Here is an 8,007-nt window from a genome sequence, read left to right as displayed (position 1 = left end):
GGTCATAACGATGCGCAGAAGAACAGCAGAACCCAGGCCATACTCCTGACTCAGCCATTCGTGAATGGAGCGGTCCCCCATTCGTTTGGCCACAAAATAAGTCATTCCAGTCACCGCTAACAGCGGCAGGGTGGACAAGGCGACCGAAATCCACGCATCCCGGCCTGAGCTCTGCAGAAGGAACGGGATAATAAAGACATGGTTCATCAATCCAACGGACAGCAGGATCATCATGAAGCCTTGGGACAAACGGGCCTTTAATATTTTCATGCAGTCACCTCCGGTTTCTGGCTTCATTCTAGAACCATTATTAACCGGGTTTTTCACGCCAATACTTTCTTCATGAAAATGACACATGGCGCGAAGACCGACGATATATTAGAATAGATAGGTCTGTATATTTAGTTAGGCTTCTTATGAGGCGCGGATTCCCGATCCAGGGACCGTGCAAAGACAAGAAAGTTGAAAGTGAGAATTTGCCATGATGATTAATAACCGGATGACATTTGAAAATCTGTGCTTGCGGAATGAACCGCTTGCGAACCACTCGTCCTATCAGATCGGCGGAGAAGCGAATTTCTTCGCCATGCCCGAAACGGCCGAAGAGCTGATCACGCTGCTGCAGGGATGCAGAACCCACGGGCTGGACTATTTTTTCTGCGGGATGGGCTCTAATCTTCTGTTTCCCGACAATCCGCGCAAGGATACGCTGTACATTTCTTTGAAAAGGCTGGTTTACTGGGACATTACCCCGGACAAATGGTTTATTTCCTCGGGGACGCCGATGTCCATGCTGTCGATCGCAGGCCTGATGTATAACATCCCGGGTTACGAGTTTACCTACTTGCTGCCGGGCGGCCTCGGGGCCGGCATTTACATGAACGCCAAGTACAACCACCGGCAGATCAGCGACATTATCAAAACGGTGTATTATGTGGATCTAGAAGATCCTTCCCTGTCCGTCCAATCGATTGATGTCAGCCAGTGCAAGTATGGCTATAAGCAGTCCATATTCCAGATGAATCCGTGGCTCATTTTGGGCGCGGATATGCTGGCCGTACCGGAGCAAATGGATCCGCAGCAGGCGAACCGCCTGCTGAACCGATGGAAGGACAAAGAGGGGATGTCTTCCCTGGCCTCGTTCTATTCGTATATGGCTGAAGAGGCGAAGGCGCTCCAAAGCCGGGGAATCCATCTGCCCGCCCCGATGACCCAGATTGAGGAATACCGGAACGGCAAGCGCCATTTCGAGTATCCTTCCTGCGGATCCGTCTTTAAAAACAATTACGATTACGGCGTTCCCGTCGGTGCTTTGGTCGACCGGCTTGAATTGAAAGGGAAAGCATACGGCGGCGCCATGATTTCACCTTTCCACGGGAACATGATCATCAACACGGACCATGCGACCGCCGAGCACATTAAATATTTGATGAATGTGATTATGGAGGGTGTCGACAAGGCGTTCGGCTTCGTTCCTGAACCTGAGGTCGTCGTCGTCGAGTAGTCTGTTTTCATTCCAAATTTGTGAACTTTATGTGACCGTAACCCGCCTTCACCCGCGATTGGCGGGTTATTTGCGTCACGTTTGTGACCGGGGTGACAATCAAGTTAAAAATCTAGGAAGATATAAAAATGTCTAAACAGTTTATTGATGCACTCAAGAACAGACGTTCCATATATGGAATCAGCAAGGAGCAGGTGATCTCCGACGAGAAAATTCAGGAGATCGTCAACGACGCGGTGAAATACACGCCGTCTTCTTTCAACTCGCAAAGCACACGCGTTGTCGTTCTGCTTGGCGAGCAGCATGACAAGCTGTGGAATGTTACGGAGAACGTGCTGAAAGCCGTTGTTCCGGCTGACAGCTTTGCACCGACTGCTGAGAAAATGGCTGCTTTCCGCGCCGGATACGGCACGATCCTGTTCTTCGAAGATTATGAAGTCATTGAAGGACTGCAAGCAAGCTTCCCTTCTTATGCAGACAACTTCCCTGTATGGTCCCACCATACTTCGGCGATGCACCAATTGGTCATCTGGACCGCGCTTGAAGCCGAAGGCCTTGGCGCCAGCCTGCAGCACTACAACCCGCTGATCGACCAGAAGGTTGCCGCAGAGTGGAACATTCCTGCGAGCTGGAAACTGATCGCCCAAATGCCTTTCGGCAAACCGACAGTTCAGCCAGGCGAGAAAGAATTCAAGCCGCTTGAAGACCGCGTTAAAGTATTCAAATAAGCAGTACGGAATTTTTATACTTAATCTAAGAGAAGCACCTCACGTATAGCGCGGGGTGCTTTTTTGCGTGCCATGCTATTCTGCAGCCGATTTGGGACGTCCGCCGCCAAGCGTGCGAATCTGCTCCTCCATGATGCCGCTGACCTTGGCTGCAAAGTCAATGAGCAGCTCGATCTGCTCCGCCGTATAGGACGAGCCGAGCCGGACCACGGAATCGTGCAGAGGCTTGAAAGTCTCGCGAACTTCGTCCCTGGCAAAATAGTCGGGGACGATCATGACCCGGCGTCTGTCGGACGGGTCCTGCTCCCTCCGCACGTAACCCGCTTTCTCCAGACGGTCGATCAGGGCGGTGACGGTGCCGGTGGAGAGACCGGTAATTTTGGAGAGCTCTCCGGCCGTAATCGGACCGGTTTCCCACAATATATCTACGGATTTCAAATCGGTGTTGGATAAACCGAGGGAACTGGCGACATGCTGTTGGTACAGGACGGTCCTGGTTCCCAGTTTTCTCATTTGCGAAGCCAACCGTTCTTCAGGTGATGTGTTGCCCTCAGCATTTTGACTTGACAAAAGCAAGACCTCCTCTTAGAATCTGGATATCTTGATAATCGAGATACTTGAATTCCGAGATAATGACTTGGTTTCATTTTATCGGAAGGGACAATACATTGTAAAGGGGATAACCAATGGAAACGACGAAAAGCAGCATTAAAATGGTCGTAGCAGGGCTTCTGCTGGCCATTTTTATGTCTGCCATTGACAATACCATTGTCGCCACGGCCATGGGAACGATCGTATCCGATCTTGGGGGACTGGACAAGTTCGTCTGGGTCACCTCAGCCTATATGGTGACGACGATGGCCGGCATGCCGATCTTCGGCAAGCTGTCGGACATGTACGGGAGGAAGCGTTTTTTCATTTTCGGCTTAACCGTGTTTTTGCTGGGGTCCGCGCTCTGCGGTCTGGCTCAGACGATTGAACAGCTGAGCTTGTACCGGGCGATTCAGGGGATCGGGGGAGGGGCGCTCCTGCCGATCGCGTTTACGATTATTTTCGACATTTTTCCGCCGGAGAACCGGGGTAAAATGACCGGGCTGCTCGGAGCCGTATTCGGATCGGCCAGCGTGGTGGGACCGCTGCTCGGTGCGTATATCACCGAATACGCCGGCTGGGAGTGGGTATTCTACATCAACGTGCCGATCGGCATCGTGTCCCTGATTTTCATTTTGCGCAGTTACAAAGAGTCCCCATCCCATAACAAGCAAAAAATCGACTGGTGGGGCGCATCGACGCTCGTTATAGCCGTCATCAGCTTGATGTTCGCATTGGAGCTTGGCGGCAAGGAGTATGCATGGGGCTCCGCACCGATTATTGCTCTGTTTGCCAGCTTTGCGGTGTTCTTCATTATCTTCTTCTTCGTGGAGCTGAAAGCGAAGGAGCCGATCTTGCCGTTCTTCCTGTTTAAACGCCGGCTGTTTGCGGCATCACAGCTGCTCGCGTTTTTGTACGGCGGAACCTTTATCATCATGACGGTATACATCCCGATCTTCGTGCAGGCGGTGTATGGCGGTTCGGCTACGAACGCTGGATTGATCCTGACGCCGATGATGCTGGGATCGGTGGCCGGGAGCGCCATCGGCGGGATTTTCTCCACCAAGACAAGCTACCGGAACCTTATGATCATGTCGGTCATTTTCTATTTGGGCGGCATGTATCTGCTCAGCACGCTGACCCCCGATACCGCTCGGATTTATCTGACGATCTTCATGATCATCGTCGGCTTCGGCATGGGCTTCTCGTTCTCGCTGCTGCCGACGGCATCCCAGCATAACCTGGAGCCTCGCTTCCGCGGTACAGCAAACTCGACCAACCAGTTTTTTGCGGTCGCTCGGCATGACGATGGGGATCACGATTTTCGGCACCATCCAGAACAATTTATTCACGAACCGGCTTGCCGAAAATTTCAAAGGCATGGGCGGCGGCGCCAATTCGGCCATGGCCAACGTCGGCAGTCCGCAGGAAATTTTCCAATCGGCCAACCGCGCCAAAATTCCGGCGGAAGTGCTCAACAACATCGTGGATGCCATGTCTCATTCCATTTCCCGCGTATTCCTGTTTGCGCTGATTCCGATCGCCATCGCCGCGGTCGTGGTGGCCAGCATGGGAAATGCCAGAGTCACCGTCAGCAAGGAACAAAAGGCCGCTTCGGCAAAACAGCAGAAAACGGTATAAATCGGTTAAAAAATGCAAGGGCTGTCCGTTTCCACGGGCAGCCCTTGCTGATTGAAGGCAAACTTTTAATTACAACACGAATGTGGACACTATTTTTATATAGGACAAGAGCGATATATTTTTTCAAGTATGCACAGGCAAAAAAACGCTAAATGTCGTACCTTGACCGGGTTCACTCACAACGCGGATGAACCCGCCGTGGGCCCGGACTAAATGATGAGCAATCGATAATCCGAGGCCCGTTCCGCCTGTGTGCCGCGAACGGGCCTTTTCCACACGATAAAAACGATCGAACAGGTGAGCCAATTCATCGGCTGGAATACCGATACCGGAGTCTATCACCGAGACACATACATAAAGTGCATTCTGATCCCAAACTTGATCTTCAATGACAACCGAAACCTTTCCGCCTTCCGATGTGTAGCGAACTGCATTTGTCAACAAATTGATGAACACCTGCGTCATTCGTCTCGCGTCTGCCATCACCGTTACCGGCCTTGTGTTTGAAGAGAAGCACATTTCCAGCCCGTTCTCCTCAGCCTCCACGTTCATATCCTCTACGATTTGTTCAAGTCTTGCTGAGAGATCGAGCGGTTTGCAATCCAGCGCCAATCGGCCCGCCTCAGCCAGCGACAAGACATGAAGATCTTCCACAAGCAGTCCTAAGCGGATCACTTCGTCATGGAGTCTAAGCAGCATTTCCGGGGGGACGGATTGACCGGCCTGTTGAGCATTTTCTAGTTTGAGCTGCATGATCGACAGGGGGGTCCGCAGCTCATGAGCGACATCCGCTACCAATCGCCTGCGGGCGTCCTCGGCTTCCCGGAGACGGAGCGTCATGTCATTGAATGTCCGGATGACTTTGCCGTATTCGTCCTTGGATTTTACAGGAACGTTCACGTCCAGATCTCCCTGCGCAACGCGTTCGATCGCGGCAACAAGCTTTCGAAGCGGGATCGTGAGCACCCCTGAAATCCATAAACTGGCGAACAGCCCGGTTGCGATGAAAAAGAACCAATTCCCAAGCTCGAATTTCCGCATTTTTCCTGAAACGTAAGTCTTCAAATGCTCAATTTGTTCCCCGGGCAGTGCGTTCAAATAAGCTGTACTGATTTCTTCCTTGCGATATTGATCGAACAAAGACTCCATATAAGCCTGCTTGGTAACGGCATGAACACCTCCGATAATAAAAACGAGCAGTCCCATGCAGACAAATATTTTTTGACGAACCGTGAGTGTCATGATTGTTCACCGAATCGGTAACCGAAACCGTATACCGTTTGAATATAACGGGGATTGGCCGAATCGTCTCCCAGCTTGCGGCGAAGATTCCGGATGTGGGAATCCATCGTTCGCTCGTATCCCATATATTCATCCGCGAGGGCGGCTTTTAACAATTGCAGGCGGCTGAAAACCATTCCGGGACGCGCAGCCAATGTGAGCAAAATTTTGAATTCGGTCGGTGTCAGTTGAATCTCCTGGCCATCCTTGAACACCTGACATTTGGTCTCGGAAATGGTCAGGTTGTCTCTTTCAAGCAGTATTGGCTTGTCTTCAGGTCCACGCAAGCGGCGAAGCAATGCCCGGATACGCGAAGACAACTCGCGCAAGCTGAACGGTTTCGTCAAATAATCGTCCGCACCGATTTCCAGACCGACGATTTTATCCGTTTCATCCGAACGGGCTGTGACCATAATAATGCCGCAATTCGAGGTTTGTCTGATTTCACGGCACACGTCGATTCCGCTTTTCTCCGGAAGCATCCAATCAAGCACAATGAGATCTGGCCTTTCAGACCGGGCAATCATGAGCGCTTCTTTTCCGGTACGAGCGGTCAATACTCGAAACCCCTCACGATGCAAATAGGTCTGCATCTCCTCAAGCATGCCCGGTTCGTCCTCCACAAGCAACAACTTCGGTTCCATTCGAATCCCATCTTTCCAGTTTAGTCTTCTTCGAGTAGGGGAGCTCCATCACTTACCCCAAATTATACTGTGTTTTAACACGATCATGAGTAAATCCATACAAAAGGAGGCGGATCTGCATAAGTTCTCGACATTTATTGTTTACACTGACTGTGCAATGAGAGCGATAGTCGCATAAGAACAAAAATCTTAAATTAACGAAGGCGAGGATTCAAAGATGAGCAATCTACCCGTAAACCGCAGTGTGCGGAACATCGCCGAAGTGACGACGGCGGTAGCGAAGGGCGACTTGTCCAAGAAGATTACGGTCGACGTCAAGGGCGAACTGCTCGAGCTGAAAAACACGATGAACACGATGGTGGACCAGCTCAGCAATTTCGCGTCGGAAGTAACGCGGGTGGCCAGCGAGGTCGGAACCGAGGGCAAGCTCGGCGCCCAGGCGAACGTCAAGGATGTGTCGGGTACCTGGAAGGACCTGACCGATACGGTGAACAACATGACCCGCAACCTGACGATCCAGATGCGGAACATTGCCGGTGTGACCACAGCGGTCGCCAACGGAGATCTGTCCAAAAAAATTACGGTCGACGTCAGCGGCGAGCTGCTGGAGCTGAAAAAATCAGTCAATACGATGGTGGACCAGCTGAACTCGTTTGCCTCCGAGGTCACGCGCGTCGCCCGTGAAGTCGGAACGGACGGCAAGCTGGGCGGACAGGCACAGGTGAGCGGGGTCGGCGGCATCTGGAAGGATTTGACCGACAACGTTAATATTATGGCGAACAATCTGACGGATCAGGTCCGCGGCATCGCCAAGGTCGTGACTGCCGTGGCGAACGGGAATCTGAAGCAGAAGCTGAACGTGGACGCGAAGGGCGAAATTGCCGAATTGGCCGATACGATCAACAATATGACCGAGACGCTGGATACGTTCGCCGATCAGGTCATTACCGTCGCCCGTGAGGTCGGCGCAGAAGGAAAGCTGGGCGGTCAGGCAAGCGTTCCGGGAGCCGCCGGCACCTGGCGGGATTTGACCGACAATGTCAACTATATGGCGAGCACATTAACCACGCAGGTCCGTGCAATCACCAATGTGGCTACGGCAGTAGCCAAAGGGGATCTGTCGCGGACGATCGATGTCGCTGCGGCCGGCGAGGTTGCCGCGCTGAAGGACAATGCGAACGAAATGATCCGGAACTTGAAAGAGACGACCCGCATCAATACCGAGCAGGACTGGCTGAAGACCAATCTCGCCAAGTTTTCGAGATTGCTGCAGGGACAGCGCGACCTGTATGCCATCAGCCGCATGATCCTGTCGGAGCTGGCGCCGCTCGTGTCGATGCAGCACGGCGTCTTCTATATCAACGAGCCGGAGAACGACGAACCGGTGCTGACGCTGTTTGCCAGCTACGCCTACCAGAACCGGAAGCATCTGTCGAACCGCTTCCATGCCGGCGAAGGGCTGGTCGGCCAGTGCCTCGTGGAGAAGCAGCGTATCCTGCTGACGAATGTGCCGCATGATTATGTCATGATATCTTCGGGTCTCGGCGAAGCCGTGCCGCTCAATATCGTGCTGCTGCCGATTATATTCGAGGAGCATGTGCTTGGCGTGCTGGAGCTG

The 8,007-nt window shown here is 52.4% G+C and carries 6 protein-coding genes and 2 pseudogenes; 4 read left to right on the top strand and 4 right to left on the bottom strand.

Annotated elements, in window-relative coordinates; translation table 11 throughout:
• Nucleotides 1–270: pseudogene (locus CPT76_RS37440) on the bottom strand (endospore germination permease); the annotation flags it as partial.
• Between the two features lie 211 nt (nucleotides 271–481).
• On the opposite strand from CPT76_RS37440, the gene CPT76_RS15125 reads away from it, so the two are divergent.
• Together CPT76_RS15125 and CPT76_RS15120 are read left to right on the top strand one after the other, a co-directional pair.
• A complete protein-coding gene (locus CPT76_RS15125; protein WP_258168523.1) occupies nucleotides 482–1,504 on the top strand; it encodes a UDP-N-acetylmuramate dehydrogenase in 1,023 nt (340 codons plus the stop codon).
• A gap of 128 nt (nucleotides 1,505–1,632) precedes the next feature.
• On the top strand, nucleotides 1,633–2,232 hold the full coding sequence (locus CPT76_RS15120; RefSeq protein ID WP_076167585.1) for a nitroreductase family protein: 600 nt from the start codon (nucleotides 1,633–1,635) through the stop codon (nucleotides 2,230–2,232).
• A 75-nt stretch (nucleotides 2,233–2,307) separates the two neighbouring features.
• Here CPT76_RS15120 and CPT76_RS15115 read toward each other — a convergent pair whose 3' ends face one another.
• Nucleotides 2,308–2,745, bottom strand: coding sequence for a MarR family winged helix-turn-helix transcriptional regulator (locus CPT76_RS15115; RefSeq protein WP_105444096.1), 438 nt, complete (start codon nucleotides 2,743–2,745; stop codon nucleotides 2,308–2,310).
• Nucleotides 2,746–2,918: 173 nt separating this feature from the next.
• Here CPT76_RS15115 and CPT76_RS15110 point away from each other — a divergent pair.
• Nucleotides 2,919–4,464, top strand: a pseudogene (locus tag CPT76_RS15110) (MDR family MFS transporter).
• A gap of 123 nt (nucleotides 4,465–4,587) precedes the next feature.
• Here the strand turns inward: CPT76_RS15110 and CPT76_RS15105 are convergent.
• Together CPT76_RS15105 and CPT76_RS15100 are read right to left on the bottom strand one after the other, a co-directional pair.
• On the bottom strand, nucleotides 4,588–5,706 hold the full coding sequence (locus CPT76_RS15105) for a sensor histidine kinase (protein WP_105443475.1): 1,119 nt from the start codon (nucleotides 5,704–5,706) through the stop codon (nucleotides 4,588–4,590).
• Nucleotides 5,703–6,389 (bottom strand): response regulator transcription factor, encoded by a 687-nt coding sequence (locus tag CPT76_RS15100; RefSeq protein ID WP_105443474.1) that lies wholly within the window; start codon nucleotides 6,387–6,389, stop codon nucleotides 5,703–5,705. Before CPT76_RS15100 ends, CPT76_RS15105 begins: the two co-directional genes overlap by 4 nt.
• A gap of 217 nt (nucleotides 6,390–6,606) precedes the next feature.
• Between CPT76_RS15100 and CPT76_RS15095 the strand changes: the two genes are divergently transcribed.
• Nucleotides 6,607–8,007 (top strand): HAMP domain-containing protein (locus CPT76_RS15095; RefSeq protein ID WP_258168521.1); only part of this gene is annotated, 1,401 nt, incomplete at its 3' end.

The organism is Paenibacillus sp. AR247 (genome assembly GCF_002968895.1).
Classification (GTDB): domain Bacteria; phylum Bacillota; class Bacilli; order Paenibacillales; family Paenibacillaceae; genus Paenibacillus_AQ; species Paenibacillus_AQ favisporus.
Note: the sequence above shows the minus strand (reverse complement) of the source record. Positions and strands in the feature narration are given on the sequence as shown.